12 protein-coding genes and 1 pseudogene are annotated in these 15284 nt (G+C 69.4%); 8 read left to right on the top strand and 5 right to left on the bottom strand.

Features of this window, described 5'->3' with window-relative positions; translation table 11 throughout:
• Positions 1 to 186: 186 nt before the first annotated feature.
• Together ACKTSN_RS26635 and ACKTSN_RS26630 are read left to right on the top strand one after the other, a co-directional pair.
• The gene (locus ACKTSN_RS26635; protein WP_409471421.1) at positions 187 to 2022 is read left to right on the top strand and encodes an MFS transporter; all 1836 of its coding nucleotides are present in this window, start codon (positions 187 to 189) and stop codon (positions 2020 to 2022) included.
• A gap of 93 nt (positions 2023 to 2115) precedes the next feature.
• On the top strand, positions 2116 to 2973 hold the full coding sequence (locus ACKTSN_RS26630) for a hypothetical protein (protein ID WP_409471420.1): 858 nt from the start codon (positions 2116 to 2118) through the stop codon (positions 2971 to 2973).
• A gap of 30 nt (positions 2974 to 3003) precedes the next feature.
• On the opposite strand, the gene ACKTSN_RS26625 is transcribed toward ACKTSN_RS26630, so the two are convergent.
• Positions 3004 to 5439 (bottom strand): SpoIIE family protein phosphatase, encoded by a 2436-nt coding sequence (locus tag ACKTSN_RS26625; protein WP_409471419.1) that lies wholly within the window; start codon positions 5437 to 5439, stop codon positions 3004 to 3006.
• 362 nt (positions 5440 to 5801) lie between these two features.
• Between ACKTSN_RS26625 and ACKTSN_RS26620 the strand changes: the two genes are divergently transcribed.
• From ACKTSN_RS26620 to ACKTSN_RS26610, 3 genes are all read left to right on the top strand, one after another.
• The gene (locus ACKTSN_RS26620; RefSeq protein WP_409471418.1) at positions 5802 to 6038 is read left to right on the top strand and encodes a response regulator transcription factor; all 237 of its coding nucleotides are present in this window, start codon (positions 5802 to 5804) and stop codon (positions 6036 to 6038) included.
• A gap of 591 nt (positions 6039 to 6629) precedes the next feature.
• A complete protein-coding gene (locus ACKTSN_RS26615; protein ID WP_409471417.1) occupies positions 6630 to 6854 on the top strand; it encodes a hypothetical protein in 225 nt (74 codons plus the stop codon).
• 127 nt (positions 6855 to 6981) lie between these two features.
• Complete coding sequence (locus ACKTSN_RS26610) at positions 6982 to 7989, top strand: IS110 family transposase (protein ID WP_409467772.1); 1008 nt, start codon at positions 6982 to 6984, stop codon at positions 7987 to 7989.
• A gap of 855 nt (positions 7990 to 8844) precedes the next feature.
• On the opposite strand, the gene ACKTSN_RS26605 is transcribed toward ACKTSN_RS26610, so the two are convergent.
• Positions 8845 to 10944, bottom strand: a complete 2100-nt coding sequence (locus ACKTSN_RS26605) for a protein kinase domain-containing protein (protein ID WP_409471416.1) — start codon at positions 10942 to 10944, stop codon at positions 8845 to 8847.
• 209 nt (positions 10945 to 11153) lie between these two features.
• Here ACKTSN_RS26605 and ACKTSN_RS26600 point away from each other — a divergent pair.
• Positions 11154 to 11552, top strand: a pseudogene (locus ACKTSN_RS26600) (transposase family protein); the annotation flags it as partial.
• Positions 11553 to 11659: 107 nt separating this feature from the next.
• On the opposite strand, the gene ACKTSN_RS26595 reads toward ACKTSN_RS26600, so the two are convergent.
• Positions 11660 to 12136 (bottom strand): hypothetical protein, encoded by a 477-nt coding sequence (locus ACKTSN_RS26595; RefSeq protein WP_409475132.1) that lies wholly within the window; start codon positions 12134 to 12136, stop codon positions 11660 to 11662.
• A gap of 363 nt (positions 12137 to 12499) precedes the next feature.
• Here ACKTSN_RS26595 and ACKTSN_RS26590 point away from each other — a divergent pair, with 363 nt between their 5' ends.
• Positions 12500 to 12589: a hypothetical protein gene (locus tag ACKTSN_RS26590; protein WP_409471415.1), complete on the top strand. Its 90-nt coding sequence runs from the start codon at positions 12500 to 12502 to the stop codon at positions 12587 to 12589.
• A gap of 459 nt (positions 12590 to 13048) precedes the next feature.
• Here ACKTSN_RS26590 and ACKTSN_RS26585 read toward each other — a convergent pair whose 3' ends face one another.
• Both ACKTSN_RS26585 and ACKTSN_RS26580 read right to left on the bottom strand, forming a co-directional pair.
• Entirely contained in the window at positions 13049 to 13468 is a 420-nt protein-coding gene (locus ACKTSN_RS26585) for a hypothetical protein (RefSeq protein WP_409471414.1), read from the bottom strand.
• 744 nt (positions 13469 to 14212) lie between these two features.
• The gene (locus ACKTSN_RS26580; RefSeq protein ID WP_409475131.1) at positions 14213 to 14341 is read right to left on the bottom strand and encodes a hypothetical protein; all 129 of its coding nucleotides are present in this window, start codon (positions 14339 to 14341) and stop codon (positions 14213 to 14215) included.
• 73 nt (positions 14342 to 14414) lie between these two features.
• Between ACKTSN_RS26580 and ACKTSN_RS26575 the strand changes: the two genes are divergently transcribed.
• The gene (locus ACKTSN_RS26575) at positions 14415 to 15203 is read left to right on the top strand and encodes an SDR family oxidoreductase (protein WP_409471413.1); all 789 of its coding nucleotides are present in this window, start codon (positions 14415 to 14417) and stop codon (positions 15201 to 15203) included.
• Positions 15204 to 15284: the final 81 nt, after the last annotated feature.

Below are 15284 nucleotides of genomic sequence, written 5' to 3'. Positions count from 1 at the left end.
GGCGCACCCCGTCGGCGAGGCCCTCCTCCGGGGGCTCGTCGGCGGGGTGCGTGCTAGCGTCACGAATCGGGACAGGGTGCCCACGTGCCCAACGGGCGCGGAAACCCCCGGCCACAGCGCCGAGAACCGGCCGGGAACGGCACGTACGGCCGCGAACAGAAGACGGGAGACGGGGAGTGCCAACAGGTGGCCACTGCGGAGCCGACACGCACCGACGACACCGGTCCGGGCCGGGGATCAGGCCCGCGAATACGCGGGCGCGCGGAACAGCCGGACGGGTCCGGCCGACCGGGCTGGTCAAAGGTGGCCGCCGCTCTGCGTGAGCGGCTGACCCGGCACCCCGTCCTCGTCGCCACCGGCCTCTCCGGAATCCTCCACGTCATCTGGTTCTTCACGTTCGCGAACAGTGGCGGCGACCTCGCGGCGCAGGACGCCTGGGCCGAGTTCGTCGGCCGGCATCCGGACTCGGCGTACAACCTCGCCTGGTACGGCGGTATGCACCCGGTGTCGTACAGCGTGGTGTCGCCGTATCTGATGTCGGTGCTCGGGGTGCGGACCACGATGATGATCGCGGGGACGCTGTCCGCGGGGCTGCTGACGCTGATACTGGTGCGCAGCCGGGCGGTCCGGCAGCCGCTCGGGCCGGCGCTGGCGGGGGTGTACGCGCTGCTGTGCAACGCGGCGTCGGGGCGGGTGACGTTCGGGCTGGGCACGATGTTCGCGCTGGGCGCGGTGGCCGTCGTGTTCTGCTGGCCGTACCGCTGGCGGTACAAGCGGTGGGCGAAGGCGCTGTGCGCGGCGCCGCTGGCCGCGCTCGCCACCATGTCCTCACCGGTCGCCGGTCTGTTCGTGGGTCTGGTGGCGGTGGCGCTGTTCCTGCAGAAGCGGCGGCCGGGCGCGTGGGCGCTGGGGCTGGCGCCGAGCGCCGTGGTGGCGGTGTCCGCGTGGGCGTTCCCGTTCTCCGGCACCCAGCCGATGTCCTTCGGGTCGGCGTCCCTTCCGCTGCTCTACGCGGTCTTCGTCGTCCTCCTGGTCCCGCACGACTGGAAGACCGTGCGGATCACGGCCGCCGTGTACGCCCTCGCGGTGCTGCTGGTGTGGCTGATCAGCTCGCAGATCGGCTCGAACATCACCCGGCTGGCGATGCTGTTCGCCGGGGTGGCGCTGCTGGCGGCGCTGCCGTTCACGGTGCCGCGGTCGCGCAAGTGGTACGCGATCGTGGTGGCGTTCGCCGGTTTCGTCGCCTGGATCGGCTTCAAGTCGGTCGACGACGTCGTCCACACGACACCGGCGGCGTCCTGGGCACGCGAGCTGGCGCCGCTGGTCAACCAACTCCAGGAGGCCGGCGCCGAGAAGGGCCGCGTCGAGGTGGTCCCGGCCCGCTCGCACCGCGAGGCCTCCGCCCTCGCCCCGTACGTCAACCTGGCCCGCGGCTGGAACCGCCAGGCCGACATGAAGCGCAACCCGCTCTTCTACGACGACACCCTCAACTCGGCGAACTACCACGAGTGGCTCAAGCGCTGGGCGGTGCGCTACGTCGTCCTGCCCAAGGACGACCCGGACGGCGACGGCGGTGAGCGGGAGCGCGAGCTGGTGCAGCGCGGGCTGCCGTATCTCAAGCAGATCTGGGGCGACGCCAACTGGCAACTGTTCGCGGTCGACGACCCGACACCGCTGGCCGATCCGCCGGCCACCGTCGAGCGGGCCGAGCAGGGTGAGATGACCCTCCATGTGACACAGCCGGGCCGGGTCCTGATCCGCGTCCCCTACTCCCCCTGGCTCAAGCTCGTCGACGCCGAGGGCAACGGGGTCGAGGCGCCGCAGGAGACAGAGGCGTCCAAGGACCGCCCCGACGGCGCCCCGAAGACGTACCACAACGTGAACGGCTGTCTGATGGAGACGGAGGAGGACGCGGAGGGCGACAAGTGGACGGTGCTGCTCGCTCCGCGGGCCGGGACGTATCGGCTGGCCTCGCCCTACGACCTGCCGCGCGGGACGCCGTGTCCTCAGGAGCTGCGGTGACGCTCAGCGCAGCCCGACCTGCTTGACGAACTCCGGGCGAAGTCGGACGGAATCGCCCTCCCGATCTGACGTGACGTCAGCTAGACCGGACGTATGACAGACGACGCGGCACACACAGCCGATACCCGCAGCGACATGTACGCGGAACTGGCCGCCGTCGGCCCCTACGGAGCCGACCTCGGGCACGCCCTGATCACCATGGTCGAGCCGCACCCCGGCCGGGAGCGCGAGTACAACCGCTGGTACGAGGACGACCACTACATCGCCGGCGCGATGGCCATGCCCTGGATGTACGCAGGACGCCGCTGGGTGGCCCCCCGCGAACTGCAGCTCCTGCGCTACCCCGAGAAGTCCGCCGTCGCGCAGCCGGTCACGGCGGGATGCTACATATCCGTCTACTGGATCACCGCGGGCCGCTACGCCGACCACATGCGGTGGACCGTCGGCATCAACAAGCGCCTCAACCGCGACCACCGCGTCTTCCAGGACCGCACCCACATCTTCACCGCCTTCCAGGACCACACCACGACCGTCTACCGCGACGGCGACCACGGCCCGCGTGACATCCACGCCCTCGACCACCCCTACGCCGGGCTCGTCGTCCAGGTCATCGACGCCGGCTCCCCCGGCAGACGCGAGGAACTGCTCGCCTGGCTGCGCGACGACCACCTCCCGAAACGGCTGGCGGGCTCCCCCGCGGCCATCGTGACCGTCTTCACGCCGACGCCGCTGCCCCTGGACCGGATGACCTACGTCAAGCAGGTCGAGGGGGTCGGGACCCGACTGACCCTGCTGTGGTTCCTCCAGCACGACCCACGCGACGCCTGGCGGGACCACTTCACGGACCTGGACACGGCAGTCACCGCCTCGGGGCTGGGCGACGTCACGTTCGTCGCACCCTTCATCCCCACCATCCCGGGGACGGACCGCTACGTGGATGAGCTGCGGTGACCCCCTTCCGGGTCGCCTGAATCCCCACTCTCAGCTCCCGGTCAGGGACTGCTCGGCCCAGATGGTCTTGCCGGCGGGGGCGTGCCGGGTGCCCCAGCGGCGGGCGAGCTGGGCGACCAGCAGCAGGCCGCGCCCGCCTTCGTCGAAGATCCGGGCACGCCGCATGTGCGGGGTGGTGCTGCTCGAGTCGGAGACTTCGCAGATCAGGGTGTTCTTCTCGTGAATCAGCCGGAGCTTGATGGGCGGCCGGCCGTAGCGGATGGCATTGGTGACGAGTTCGCTGACCATCAGCTCGGTGACGAACTCGGCGTCGGTGAGTCCCCAGGCCGCCAGCTTGCCGGTGGCCAGCTGGCGGGCCCGGGCGACGTCGGCGGGGTCGCAGGCCAGGTCCCAGGCGGCGACCCGGTCGGGGTGAAGGGCCCGGGTGCGGGCGATGAGCAGGGCGATGTCGTCGTCCGGGCGGTGGGTCAGCAGGGCCGTGAGTACCTGGTCGCAGACCGACTCCGGTGTCGGGGCGGGTCGGGCGAGGGCGGCGAACATCTTGTCCAGGGCCTCGTCGATGTCGCGGTCGCGGATTTCGAGCAGACCGTCGGTGTACAGGACGAGGAGGCTGCCTTCGGGCAGTTCGGTCTCGCTGGTCTCGAACGGCAGACCGCCCAGGCCCAGCGGCGGACCGGCGGGGACGTCGAGGAGGTACACGGCGCCGTCCGGGGTGACCACGGCTGGCGGGGGGTGGCCGGCCCGGGCGAGGGTGCAGCGGCGGGAGACCGGATCGTAGACGGCGTACAGGCAGGTGGTGCCGATGCCTCCGGCGGTCTCGGCGGCGCCGCCCGTGACGGCCTCGTCGGTGGACAGGCGGATGACGAGGTCGTCCAGGTGGGTGAGCAGCTCGTCGGGCGGCAGGTCGACGTCGGCCAGGGTGCGCACCGCGGTGCACAGCCGGCCCATGGTGGCCGAGGCGCGCATGCCGTGGCCGACCACATCGCCCACCACGAGGGCCACCCGCGCGCCGGACAGCGGGATCACGTCGAACCAGTCGCCGCCCACACCGGCTCGGCCGCCGGCAGGCAGGTAGCGGGAGGCGATCTCGAGGGCCGCCTGGTCGGGCAGTGTCTGCGGGAGCAGGCTGCGCTGCAGGGTCATGGTCGTGGTGCGATCGCGGGTGGGTCGGCGGGCGTTGTGGATGCCGACGGCCGCCCGGGCCGTGAGCTGCTCGGCAAGCCACAGGTCCTCCGGTGTGAAGGGCTCCGGGCTCCGGTGACGGCCGAAGAGGGCCACGCCGACCGTGGTGTCCTGTGAGCGCATCGGCACCACCATCAGTGAGTGTGTCCCCACCTCGCGGATCCGGGCGGCCTGGGGGTCCTCGCCCGCCCACCGGGCGACGGCGAAGTCAGCCATCACGTACAGGGCGCCACGGCCCTGGGCCAGGCATTCGGCCACGGGTGACAGTGCCGGGTAGGCGGTCGTCTCGCCCGCCCCGGCCACGGACTCGGGGTGCTCGTCGAGGACCGACTGCACCGCGGTGCGGCGCAGGGTGACGGCCCCGGCCAGCAGGGCGGAGGACAACTCCTCGCCGCTTCCGGGGACCTCGAGCAGGTCGACGACGGTGAAGTCGGCGAGGCGGGGGACGGCGGCGTCGGCCAGTTCCTGTGCGGTGCGTGCGATGTCCGAGGTGGTGCCGATGCGGGCGCCGACGTCCTTCAGCAGGAGCGTGTGCTGCCGGGCGGGCGGCTCCTGCGCCCTGTGGTGCGCCGCCAGGCATACGGCGCGCACCCGGCCGTCCGTGTCTTTCATCGGGGTCAGCGAGGTCGGCCGACCGTGCTGCGGGCCCGGCGGCGTCGCGGGGCGGATGTCGGCCTGCAGGTACTGCGACTCGCCGGTCTCGAAGGCCAGGCGCATCCTTCTGTCGGCCTCCTCGCTCGCGGGATGCGGCGCGATCTCCGGCAGACGCAGCCCGCGCATCTCGGTCTCCGTGAAGCCGAGCGCGCGCTCCATGGCGGCGTTCGCCCGCACCAGTCGCAGATCCGTGTCGAAGACCGCCAGGCCGCAGGGGGACTGGGTGAACACCCATTCCCCCAGCGCCTTTTCGCCGGGGGTGCTGGGCCGGCCCGCCACGGCGGACACCACGAGCCACTCGTCGGCCTGCCCGCCGGGCGGGTGCCGGTTGGCGAGCAGTCGCAGCCGAAGCCGGCTGCCGTCCCGGTGCCGCACCGCCACGCTGCCGCTCCACCTGTCCCGCCCGGGCGCCGCCCGCCGCGCGCTCCCGCCGGGGGCGTCGGCGAGCAGGTGGGCGGCGGGGCGCCCCACGACCTGCGGGGGCTCGTAGCCGAGCAGCCGCCGTGCCCCCTCGCTCCACCCCGTCACGATGCCCTGCGCATTGACGGTGGCCGCGGCCGTGTACGCCGACTCGCCGAAGTCGTCCGCCCTGTCGGGCCGCTCACCAGGAGGAGTGGGAAGTCGCTCCATCGCCGCTCATCTCGCCCTCGCTAGATCCTTTCCCCGCAGCCCCCACGGGAACCTGCACGGCCAGGGCCCTACTGACAAGCATGATCCTGCGAGGCACCCAGCACCAACCCAACTCCGTCACGAGGGGGCCAGGCGGCTGCGGGCGAATCAGGCGACAGGAAGCCGGTCGGCGCGCTGCCCCGCCCCCCGCCCCGGCCGGGCGGCCCGGAAAAATCTTCAGAAAGTGCGCACGGCATGGAACCGCGTCCCGAGCTCTCCGCGTGAAGTACGGCAATAGCGACATCTCTGTACATATCAACCACTTCCAGAGTGTGAGCAGTGACGACCGAGCCGGCCCATCGGAGGAAAGTCCCCGTAATCCCATGAGCTCCACACCCACGCCGTACAACGAAGCCCTCACAGCCGCTCAGGCCCCGCTGGCGCCGCGTGAGCAGGAGGTCCTGCGGCACATCGCCGCAGGGCGCACCTACGCTCAAACGGCCCGTCGCATGGGGCTTTCCCGGCACACGGTCGACGCCTATCTGCGCCGCATCCGGGCCAAGCTCGGCATCAACAGCACGGCAGAACTCATGCGGCTGGCCATCACCCTCGGGCTATGACGCCCGGCCGCCGGATCGCCTGGCCGCCCCGCACCGCAGTGAGGTCGGGTGCTGCCTAGCGGCAGTTGTGCGGGCTCCTACCGGACGCCTCCGGCTCCATCAAGTCCCGAGTTGTCGAGGATTCTGCCGCTCGCCGAACCGCCGGTTCATCCCTGCAAGGCGGTCCCGGCCAGAACCGATCCGCCGGCCATCGCCCCGAATTCCCCGGGCGCGTCGGAAAACCCCTCGGTGCCAGGAGGAGAAAACCCCATGGCCCACGACGTTCACACACAACGACGCACAGGCCAAGCGACGGAGCTTCCGCCTCGCCATGGTCTTCGCCTCGACCGCTTTGATCTCCGGGAGCGCCATCCTTCCGGCGACCGCCGCAACGACGGCCGTGAGCCAGCCCAAGGTCGGGAGCGTCGTCACCGACGGCGGGAAGCCGGCTTCCGCAGTTGAGAGGCAGGCAAGAGGGAAGACCTGCGGAAAGTCACCAATGTCATGGAATGTCCCGATACTGCGACAAGTCCCCAATGGCCGTTGACCCCCTCATGGCCGAGCTTCCACGCTGGTGGGTAAGCAGCCCATCCACCCCCAAAGGAGATCATCATGGCAACAAGCACCCGGAGGCGCCTCCGACACCTCGTCGGCGCGTCCTTCGCTGCTGCGCTGCTCGCCGGAACAGTGGGCGCGGCGAGCGCCGAGGCGGTGCCTCAGACACCGAAGGCCACGGCAGAGTCGTTGAGCGCGGCACCACACGAGACCTGCACGGATTACCACTACGACAAGAACGGCAAGATCATCTGGGACCCGCCGGGCTGCACCCCGCCGTGAGGTGAGGCAAACACCACTGCCCTCGCGTTTTCACAGACCTGACCCTATGAGGGCCGGGCCCCCTTCCCTGCTCAGCCCGGCGATACCTATCGTCCGGGTATGTACGGGCTCAGGAAGGAGGCCCTCGATGTCTGTCTACGTCGGTATCGACGTGCACCGCAAGCGGTCACAGATCGCGGTGGTCGAGGACGACGGTGCGGTGCGGGCCAACCGCAACGTGCCCAACGGGGTCGAACCGGTCCTGTCGGTGATCGGGGATCTGCCGATCGGCGCCCCGGTCGCCTTCGAGGCCGCCTACGGCTGGGGCTGGCTGGTTCAGCTGCTGGAGGACTACGGCTTCGAGCCGCATCTGGTCCACCCGCTGCGCTGCAAGGCGATCGCCTCCGCGCGGCTGAAGAACGACAAGGTCGACGCGGCCACCCTGGCCCAGCTGCTGCGCGCCGATCTGCTGCCGGAGGCGTGGATCGCCCCGCTGGATGTGCGGCAGCAGCGCGCGTTGGTGCGGCACCGCTGCCAGCTGGTGCGGTTGCGCACCCTGCTGCGCAACCGGGTCCACGCCGTCCTGGCGGACTACGGCTGCGACCGTCCCGGCAGCTGTTTCACCGCTCCGGGCCGCATCTGGCTCGACAGCCTTGATCTGCCCGACGCCTCGCGCCGCGTGGTCGACGACCTCCTGGTCCTGATGGACGCCCTCAAGGAGCCGATCGACACGGTGGACCGGCAGCTGCTCGCCACCGCACGGGGCGACCCCCGCATCAAAGCGCTCACCCGGCTGCCGGGGGTGGGCGTACTCACCGCGCAGGTCATGGTCACCGAGATCGGTGACGTCACCCGCTTCCCCTCCGCCCGCAAGCTCGCCGCCTGGGCCGGACTGACCCCCACCGTCCGCGCCTCGGACCTGACCGTGCGGCACGGACACATCTCCAAGCAGGGCTCCAACTGGCTGCGATGGATCCTGTGCGAGGCCGCACAGAGCGCCAAGCGGTCCCCGCAGTTCGCCCCCGCCTACCAGCGCCTGGCCCGCCGCCGCGGCAAGAAGATCGCCACCACCGCGATCGCCCGAAAACTGCTCACCCACGCCTACCACCTGCTGCGCGCCGTCCCGGCCCGGCAGGACCACCGGGGGGCGCGATGACAGCAGCACACGACAACCGCCACAGGCGGTCGCAAACCCCGGGCGAGCTCGCAAAACACCATGAGACGGCCCTGTGGCCGCGCTCGATGACCTGACTGAGCAACCCGGATCCCCGCACCATGGTCATGGCGCCGGCCTGCGGCCGGACGCCGAATGGGTGTGTGTGAGACCACTCCGCCGACCAGCCGGTACCGGGGATGACAACGACCGTTTCTGCCAACATCCGTGACGCTTCCTCGGCCTCCATTCTCGGCCGCCGCTCGTCGGCGTCCAGCTCGTTCGTCCTCGCCCCGCTCGTCCCTCGCGGGGCTCCGGGCGCTCCAACTGGACCCCTCCCACGCGGCGGCCCCCCACAAAGACCGCGAGGAAGGTCCGCAAGGAAAAACGCCCCGGCATCCCACCGAAAAGCCGCAGGCGGGGGCCGTCTACGCCCCCTTGACAGGCCCGGCCCTCATGGGTGGTGTTGTGACCGACCAGCAGCCTCACACTTTCCCGAAGTGTGCCGTCCAAGGCTTGATCGAAAACCCGAGACACGCTTCTGACGTGCAACACCAGGACCTGTTGAGGGTCCTGGTGTTGCACGTCAGAAGCACTTGCACGATTCCCCTGTGCCGCGTACGCATCGGCATCGCCGAACACCGGCCCCTGCCCGCGGACAGCGAACTGGCCCAGGCCAGCACCGTCCTGGCCTGCGCCTGGCAAGACGCCATGGGAGACCGCCGCCGAGCAGGCCACCGGACAAAGAACGTGCCAACGCCTGCGCGGGTCAGTCGCGCTTCCAGGGGAGACGTTTCCTTGTCCGGGCGGGTGGCCATGCTGCTGGTCCGCCGAATCGACCGGGCTCAGTCCTGAGTTTCAGACGTCCTCGAACGTGATCACCGACACCAAACCCGAGATGGAGTTGGCCACGTAGACCCGCCCATCCACGGACACCACCACCCCCTGCGGGCCGCGGTCGACGGAGACGGAGGGGCCCATCTTGCGGTTCGTCGCGGTGTCGATCACCGACACCGAACCCGAGCCCCCGTTGGTCACGTAGGCCCGGTCCCCAATCGAGGACACCGCCACCCCTGCCGGGCCGCGACCGACGGGGATGGGGTCGCCCATCTTGCGGTTCGTCGCGGTGTCGATCACCGATACCGAACCCGAGCTGAAGTTGGTCACGTAGACCCGGTCCCCGATCGGCGACACGTCCACCCCCTGCGGGCCGCGGCCGACGGGGATGGGGTCGCCCACCGTGCGGTTCTTCACGGTGTCGATCACCGACACCGAACCCGAGCCCAAGTTGGTCACGTAGACCCGGTCCCCATTCGGCGACACGTCCACCCCCTGCGGGCCGCGGCCGACGGGGATGGGGTCGCCCACCGTGCGGTTCTTCGCGGTGTCGATCACCGACACCGAACCCAAGCCCAAGCTGGTCACGTAGACCCGGTCCCCATTCGGCGACACCGCCACCCCCTTCGGGTCGCGGCCGACGGGGATGGGGTCGCCCACCGTGCGGTTCTTCACGGTGTCGATCACCGACACCGAACCCGAGCTCTTGTTGGCCACGTAGACCCGGTCCCCATTCGGCGACACCGCCACCCCCTCCGGGCCGCGGCCGACGGGGATGGGGTCGCCCACCGTGCGGTTCTTCGCGGTGTCGATCACCGACACCGAACCCAAGCTCTTGTTGGTCACGTAGACCCGGTCCCCGATCGGGGACACCGCCACCCCCTCCGGGGAGCCGCCAACCCGGATCGAGGACACGGATGTTTCTGGACCCTGCGCCAGGTAGATGCCGACGCCCCCCGCGGCCAGCGCCATCGCCACCACCCCCGCGATGAGCCCGGCCCGCCGGCGTCCGAGTCTCGACAGGCCGGGCCGCGGCCGGACCTCGTCACCTTTGTGCGGCGGCGGTTCCAGGGGCGGGCCGGTCGGTTCCTCCGGCTCGGCCGGCGGCAGTCCCCGGGGCGGACCGGTCGGTTTCTCCGGCTCGGCCGACGGCAGGAGCTCGGTCGGCGGGGACGGCTCCGGGAGGCGCGGCGACTTCGGGCCGGTCGGTTCCTCCGGCTCGGCCGACGGTATGACCGAAGGGGAAGGGCCGGGCTGGGCAGCGATGGAGGTGAGCCGCCGGGTGGCCTCGTCGCCGTCCATCCGCTGCGCGGGATCCTTGGCCAGCAGCCCGAGGAGGACCGGGGTCAGCTCCGTTGCCCGGCTCGGCGGGGTGGGGAACTCGGACAGCACGGCGCTCAGCGTGGTGATGGCGGAGTCGCGGTCGAAGGGGCCGGTCCCCTCGAGCGCGAAATACAGGGTGGCGCCGAGTGAGAACAGGTCGCAGGCCGGGGTGGGCACCTCTCCGTGGGCCCGTTCCGGGGCCATGAAGCCCGGGGTCCCGAGGAAATCCGCGGTGGCGGTCAGGCGCTCTCCGGAGCTCGGCTCCAGCGAGATGCCGTAGTCGATCAGCAGCACCTGGCCGCCCTCCATGGGGTGGGAGGGCTGCGGGCCGGGGTGGGCCAGCAGGACGTTGGCCGGTTTGACGTCCCGGTGCAGGATGCCGAGCCGGTGACCCTCCTGCAAGGCGTCGAGGACCGCCAGCCCGATCCGGGCGACGTCGGCAGGCGGCAGCGGCCCCCGCTCGCGCACCACCGCGTCCAGGTCCATGGCGCCGGGGACGAATTCCATGACGATCCACGGCAGGCTGTCGGCCTCCAGGATGTCGTACACAGTGACCACATGGGGGTGGTTGCGCAGCCGAGCAGCGTGCTGCGCTTCGCCGCGGGCCCTCGTGATCCGGGCGCTCACCTCTTCTTCTGGGATGTCCGGCGGCAGGACGATCTCCTTGAGCGCGACCTCGCACATCAGTCGCTCGTCATACGCCTGCCACACCCGTCCCCTGCCGCCAGTGCCGAGCCGACGCAGGAGCCGGTAGCGCCCGGCGATCACGCGCCCGGCGGCCTCGTGCACTCCCGTCATGGCGTTCCCTCTTCCAGGGCGGCCCAGCAGGGTCCCCGGCGAGCGTTACGGCCCCTCTTCAGGTATTTCATATCGCCTGAAGAGGGGCAAGTCACCCAGAACGGGTAGCCCGCGTATGTCCTGTGCGGCGGTGTCCGGATCACGGGAAAGCGCAAGCCGGATGACATCGATCGCTGCCGCGTACCCGGCCCGACGACGGGCGTGGACCTGTGGTGGTCCGGGAAGCACAAGCACCACGGCGGCAACATCCAGGTGCCGTCCGCCCCGACGGCTTTTCGATCTGGACTTCCCCAGTCCGCCCCGGCCGCGAGCACGACTTCTCCTGTGCGCGCGCCCACGGCCTGCTCGGGACACTCGACCGGACCGCCGCCGACGGGCTGCTGCCCTCGACCGACACCGGCCACGAAGGCGCACCCGTCTCCTTCCGGAGGCCGCACAAGAAGCCCAAGGGCGGCAAACTCACCGAAGACCAACAGCAGTTCAACAAGGTCATCGGCGCGATCCGGGCTCTGGCCGCGAAGGCCAACGCCGGCCTGAAGACCCGCTTCAAGGCACTGCGCCGCGTCAGTCTCGCACCCCAGTGGATCAGCGGCATCGTCGCCGCCGCTCTCGTCCTGTTCCACTTCGAGAAAGGCCGTGTCGCACAACCCGACGGAACCCGCCACGATCCTGTGGCGGGTTCCGTTGTCAAGGCCGATCAGCACGTGTGGCGTGTTCAGCCGATCGAGTTCGACTGGGTGTTGCCGTCGTTGTCGTCGCCCTCGATCGAGTTCTCCTGGGTGTTGAAGTCGTTGTCGTCGCCCTCGATCGAGTTCTTCTGCTCGTTGAAGTCGTTGCCGCTGCCCTTGATCGAGTTCTCCTGCTCGTTGAAGTCGTTGTCGTCGCCCTCGATCGAGTTCTCCTGGGTGTTGAAGTCGTTGTCGTCGCCCTCGATCGAGTTCTTCTGCTTATTGAAGTCGTTGCCGCTGCCCTTGATCCGGTTCTTCTGCTCGTTGAAGTCGTTGCCGCTGCCCTTGATCCGGTTCTTCTGCTCATTGAAGTCGTTGTCGCCGCCCTGCACCACGCTCACCGCAGCGTTCGGCGTCTGAGGCACCGCCTCGGCGCTCGCCACGCCAACCGTTCCGGCGAGAATCGCAGCAACACAAGAACCGCCGACGATGTGGAGGACGCGTACGCGAATGTTTGCAGCCATGATGTTTTCTCCTTGAGTGAATTTGATTCGCTTTTTGAAGTGCAGCAAGCCGAGATTTCTACTTGCCTTTTGCGCCACCTCGATGTGACGCCCCGGCGAACCGCCTGAAACAACATTCGCCCACCGCAAGAAACAAGCAAAGCTACGGAAACTCGGGGCTTGACAGGATCAATACGAGAAGTTAGATTCTGCGGTTTTTCGGCGTCGGCTGCGAAGCAGGGCCCGGCGAGAGTCCTGATCGCCCGGTTTGATCATGTAGCGCGCGCTGAACGCGGCGCCCTCGCTCTCTCCCGCCGAGATGGTGGTGCCACCAGGGCTGCTCATGCGCCGACCCGGGTTCCTGATCCGCGCGATCGGCGCGGGGTGCGTTTCAAGCTGGTGACACTGCTCGCCGTGGGCGTGTGCGCAATGACGTGCGCGGGGCACCACTCGCTGACGGCGATCGCTGAGTAGGTCCGCCGCTGCGGCCAGGACGTAACTGGCCTGCCTGGGCTGCCCGTTCGATCCGTTCGCCGGTCTCTTCCGGGCGCCGGGCGAGCGGATCCTGCGCGACGTGTTCGCCCGGGTGGACCCGGGCGCATTGACCGCGGCCGGATTCGCGCGTCCGGCCGCGCCGACTCCCGCACCTGTCGGCGTGCTCGGCCCTGACGGCGCCCCCGAGCGTGAACAGCGCCGCGCCCATCGGGCGCGGTAGCCATGACCGACCTCATGGCCCGCCGCCTCACCGGCGAGAACACCGTCTCCTGGCGCGATCCGACACCGCGGGATCAAACGCAATCCACGGGATGGAACACCGGGAGACAACGACCTCCAAGCGGGTGGTGCGGTCTCAGGGATCCCGGAGACGACGGAACCCGCCACGGTCCTGTGGCGGGTTCGCCTCGTCGAGGCCGATCAGCGCGTGTGACGTGTTCAGCCGATCACGTTCGTCTGGGTGTTGAAGTCGTTGTCGTCGCCCTCGATCACGTTCGTCTGGGTGTTGTCGTCGTTGCCGTTGCCCACGATCACGTTTGTCTGGGTGTTGAAGTCGTTGTCGTCGCCCTCGATCACGTTCGTCTGGGTGTTGTCGTCGTTGCCGTTGCCCACGATCACGTTCGTCTGGGTGTTGAAGTCGTTGTCGTCGCCCTCGATCACGTTCGTCTGGGTGTTGTCGTCGCCCTTGCCGTAGTTTTCCTTCTCGTTCTTGCCCTTGTCGTGGCCGTCGTCGCCATGGGAGACGCTGCCCTTCGACGCGCCGAATTCAGCCGGGGCAAGAGAGCTTGCGGCGGGGGCGGAGATCGCGAGAGCCGCGGCTACAGTCGCGGAGACGAAGAAGGTGCGAGTAATGCGCATGGGGAGACATTCCTTTCGCCACAACTGCGATGGCCGGCACGGCACCGGCTCATCGGGAATCGCAGTAGCGACGTGATCACCCTTAACCGAATACGGGTCGCGCACCACTGGAAGAAGTAGCATTCGAGTGACATCGTGGGCTCTTCGAGTGGGTTGGGACGAAAAAACTACCCGTTTGGTAGCACCCGTTTCCACTGATTTGTCATCACCTTGGGTAAGGGCCGTGCCCGGAAGTCACGGCTTCGGATTCCGGCAGTGAACCGTTGCGTACAGGCAGCCGGTCGGTGCGACCTGCTCACCACTCCCCCGTTGATGTGCGCCTTCGCGGCAATCGAGGGAACGGACCGCCTCCGCGGAGTCGTCTCGCAAGGACGTGGACACCACCCAAGCCCGCTAAAACCACTGGTGGCGTCCGGAACCGACCTCCCATCGGTGCCCGCGAAGCCTCCAGGACGGCAACCCTGGAAGCTTTCGTATGCCCGGCTCCAAGTGCCCAGCACGGCTCGACCCAGGTCGAAACGGAACACCGTCAGGGTCGCCCCCCCGTGATGACACCGCCCGACCCGGGCCATCCCGGTGTCAGACCAGAGGGATTGCCTCTGCTTGCCTCCGAGTGGCCCGGGGCGAACCCGGGTCGAATCAGAGCGATTACCTCTGACTGCCTCCGATCGCCTCTGCAACCCGTCCTAGCAGGTCACAGCCGCTTCGACTCCCATAAGCCCAGGTAAGAAAGGTGCAGCGGATTTACCAGCGGTTGTAGGCGTACTCGTGGCCCGGATGCGGTTCCACCATGGTGATCAGGGCGTGGCCGGGGCGGACGCCGTACAGGCCCACGGCGGCCAGTTCGGCGTACAGCCCGCTACGGGTGTCCATGGCGTTCCCCTTTTCTCGCGCCCCCCATACCCTGACGCCCCGTCAGACAATGCGCCAGAGCCGGGAGTCTGCGATGTCACTGCTGGAGGGAAAGACCGTGGTCGTCTCGGGGGTCGGCGCCGGACTGGGTCACCAGGTCGCGGCGGCGGTCGTACGGGACGGCGGGAACGCGGTGCTGGGTGCGCGGACGGAGGAGAACCTCGCCAAGAGCGCGGCAGCGATCGATCCGCACGGGGCGCACACGGCGTACCGGGCGACCGACATCACCGACGAGGGGCAGTGCGAGGAACTGGCCGGGCTGGCGCGGGAGCGGTTCGGGGGGATCGACGCGGTCGTCCATGTCGCCGCCCGGGACAGCTACTTCGGCGGGCTGGAGGACGCCGACTTCTCGGCCTGGCTGTCGGTGATCGACGTCAACCTGCTGGGGACGCTGCGGATGACGCGGGCATGTCTGCCGGGGCTGAAGGAGGGCGGCGGGGGTTCGGTGGTGTTCGTCGGGACACAGTCGGCGGTGGCGGCTCCGTCGCAGGTGCGGCAGGCGGCGTACGCGGCGTCGAAGGGTGCGTTGACGAGCGCGATGTACTCGCTGGCGCGGGAGTTGGGGCCGTATCGGATCCGGGTGAACACCGTGCTGCCGGGGTGGATGTGGGGGCCGCCGGTGCAGGCGTACGTGCGGTTCACCGCGCACACCGAGGGGGTGCCGGAGGACGAGGTGCTGGGGCGCCTGACCCGGCGGATGGCACTGCCGGAGCTGGCCACGGACGGGGATGTGGCGGACGCGGCGGTGTTCCTGGCCTCGGACCGGGCGCGGGCCATCACGGGGCAGTCGCTGCTGGTCAATGCGGGGGAGTTGATGCGCTGACCGCACTCCTACGAGGTTCATGTTCGTGAACGAAGGTCACCCGACAGAACATTTTTGCCTGCTCTTGACCTTCCCCTTGCT

Origin of the sequence: Streptomyces flavusporus (assembly GCF_046267975.1) — a bacterium.
Classification (GTDB): domain Bacteria; phylum Actinomycetota; class Actinomycetes; order Streptomycetales; family Streptomycetaceae; genus Streptomyces; species Streptomyces flavusporus.
This window is presented reverse-complemented; position numbering and strand designations above follow the sequence as displayed.

Coding starts and splice junctions, on each gene's coding strand:
- ACKTSN_RS26630 (WP_409471420.1), top strand. CDS start 2,116: ATGACAGACGACGCGGCACACACAGCCGATACCCGCAGCGACATGTAC.
- ACKTSN_RS26625 (WP_409471419.1), bottom strand. CDS start 5,439: ATGGAGCGACTTCCCACTCCTCCTGGTGAGCGGCCCGACAGGGCGGAC.
- ACKTSN_RS26620 (WP_409471418.1), top strand. CDS start 5,802: ATGAGCTCCACACCCACGCCGTACAACGAAGCCCTCACAGCCGCTCAG.
- ACKTSN_RS26615 (WP_409471417.1), top strand. CDS start 6,630: ATGGCAACAAGCACCCGGAGGCGCCTCCGACACCTCGTCGGCGCGTCC.
- ACKTSN_RS26610 (WP_409467772.1), top strand. CDS start 6,982: ATGTCTGTCTACGTCGGTATCGACGTGCACCGCAAGCGGTCACAGATC.
- ACKTSN_RS26605 (WP_409471416.1), bottom strand. CDS start 10,944: ATGACGGGAGTGCACGAGGCCGCCGGGCGCGTGATCGCCGGGCGCTAC.
- ACKTSN_RS26595 (WP_409475132.1), bottom strand. CDS start 12,136: ATGGCTGCAAACATTCGCGTACGCGTCCTCCACATCGTCGGCGGTTCT.
- ACKTSN_RS26585 (WP_409471414.1), bottom strand. CDS start 13,468: ATGCGCATTACTCGCACCTTCTTCGTCTCCGCGACTGTAGCCGCGGCT.
- ACKTSN_RS26580 (WP_409475131.1), bottom strand. CDS start 14,341: ATGGACACCCGTAGCGGGCTGTACGCCGAACTGGCCGCCGTGGGCCTG.
- ACKTSN_RS26575 (WP_409471413.1), top strand. CDS start 14,415: ATGTCACTGCTGGAGGGAAAGACCGTGGTCGTCTCGGGGGTCGGCGCC.